The sequence below is a fragment of the Streptomyces sp. NRRL S-495 genome (assembly GCF_000966955.1).
Taxonomy (GTDB): Bacteria; Actinomycetota; Actinomycetes; order Streptomycetales; family Streptomycetaceae; genus Kitasatospora; species Kitasatospora purpeofusca.
Map to the genome: position 1 here is coordinate 1 of NZ_JZWY01001256.1, position 1,853 is coordinate 1,853.

Annotated in this window: 2 protein-coding genes; both read left to right on the top strand. The window is 71.6% G+C overall.

Going from position 1 to position 1,853, the window contains the following annotated elements; genetic code table 11:
• Positions 1 to 507: 507 nt before the first annotated feature.
• Positions 508 to 1,419 (top strand): phosphate/phosphite/phosphonate ABC transporter substrate-binding protein, encoded by a 912-nt coding sequence (locus tag VR45_RS40975; RefSeq protein WP_045945067.1) that lies wholly within the window; start codon positions 508 to 510, stop codon positions 1,417 to 1,419.
• Positions 1,419 to 1,853, top strand: a 435-nt coding sequence (locus VR45_RS40980; protein WP_045945068.1) for an ATP-binding cassette domain-containing protein, incomplete at its 3' end; no start/stop codon positions are given. The genes VR45_RS40975 and VR45_RS40980, both read left to right, overlap by 1 nt.

Below are 1,853 nucleotides of genomic sequence, written 5' to 3' on the forward strand. Positions count from 1 at the left end.
GGTGGCGACGGCGGTGGTCAGCGCGGCTGCGCCGCCGACCAGGAAGGACCGTCGGTGGATTCCGTCTTGGTTCATGGCAGGTGTTCCTCCTTCGGCCGAAACCGTCGCAGCGAAGCCGCACCAGCGGCAATGACCTGTCACTACAAGTCATTCACTGTTCACTCATCGGGTGCCATGAACGGGCCGCCCGACTGCGAGCCGCACGCCCTTTCCGGGACGCGCACAGAAGGGTGATGGCCAGGCTGTCCAGCCGTTCGTCCCCCATTCCGGTCGACCTCCCTCCGTCGGGAGGGGAGGTCACGGGTGGGTGAACAGGAAATGACTTGTCACAACAAGCGGTTGACCGGTGGCGGTGGAGCCTGACAGCGTTCCGACTGCCGGACCTCCGGCGGCGCCCGGGCGGTCACCGCCGGCCCCGCCCTCCGGCCCCTCCCCGCTGCACCCCTCTTTGCTCGCTCTCCTTTCTCGTTCTCCTTGCTCGCCCTTCCTGCTCACCCGGAGCCCACCGTGCGTCTTCGCCCCCTCGCCCTGCTGCTCACCGGCACCCTCGCCGCGCTCTCCCTGACCGCCTGCGGCAGCGGCGGCTCCTCCTCGGACGCGAAGTCCGCGACCTGCCCGGGCGGGAAGATCCGCTTCGGCGTCGAGCCCTTCGAGGACCCCGCCAAGCTCACCCCCGCCGCCAAGGTGCTGGCCGACTCCCTGGGCGAACAGCTGAACTGCCCCGTGCAGCTCACCATCACCGAGGACTACTCCGCCGAGGTCCTGGCGCTGCAGAACGGCAAGCTCGACATCGCCATGTTCGGCCCGCTCGGCTACGTCTTCGCCCAGCAGCGGGCCGGCGCCGAGGCGGTGGCCTCCTTCGGCGACAGCACCGGCAAGGTCTCCAGCTACACCGCCGGCATCTGGGTGCCCGCGGACTCCCCCGTCCAGAGCGTCAAGGACCTCGCCGGGAAGTCCCTCGCGCTGTCCTCGGTCGGCTCCACCTCCGGCGACGCGCTTCCCCGCAAGGCCATCGTCGACGCCGGCCTCAAGCCCGAGGACGTCAAGGTCAACTACGCCGGCGGCCACGCCGAATCGCTGCTCGCCCTGGCCAAGGGCACCGTCGACGCCGCCGAGATCAACTCCCAGCAGCAGGCCAGCGCCACCGCGTCCAAGACCTTCGACCCCGCCAGGTTCCGCAAGGTCTGGGCCTCCGACGCCATCCCCAACGACCCCATCACCGTCCGCGGCAACCTCGACCCCGCGTTCAAGAAGGCCGTCGCGGACACCCTGCTGCACCTGCCCGCCGACAAGGTCGGCCAGATCGGTGCCCTGCTGGCCGTCAAGCCCGCCGCCCCGCTGGTCGCTGTCGACAAGTCCACCTACCAGCCGCTGTTCGACCTCGCCGCCACCCTCCACCTCACCGACAAGGACCTCTGATGCTGGCGCTCTCCGCCATCACGGTGCGCTACGGCGAACGCGCCGTACTGCGCGGCGTCGATCTCACCGTCCCGCGCGGCCAGTTCCTCGCGGTGCTCGGCGCCAACGGCTGCGGCAAGTCCACCCTGCTGCGCGCCGCCGCCGGCCTGGAGCCGACGGCGGAGGGCACCGTCACCCTGGACGGCAGGGCGGCCGACCCGCTCGCCCTCGCCACCGTCTTCCAGCAGCTCCACCTCGTGGCCCGGCGCACCGTCCTCGACAATGTGTGCGCCGGCGCCCTCGGCCGGCTCCCGCTGCGGCACTCCCTGCACCCGCGCCTGTTCCCCCGCGAGCTGCGGGAGGAAGCCATGGCCTGCCTGGACCGGGTCGGCCTCGCCGACCGCGCCCACGACCGCGCCGACCGCCTCTCCGGCGGCCAGCAGCAGCGCGTCGCG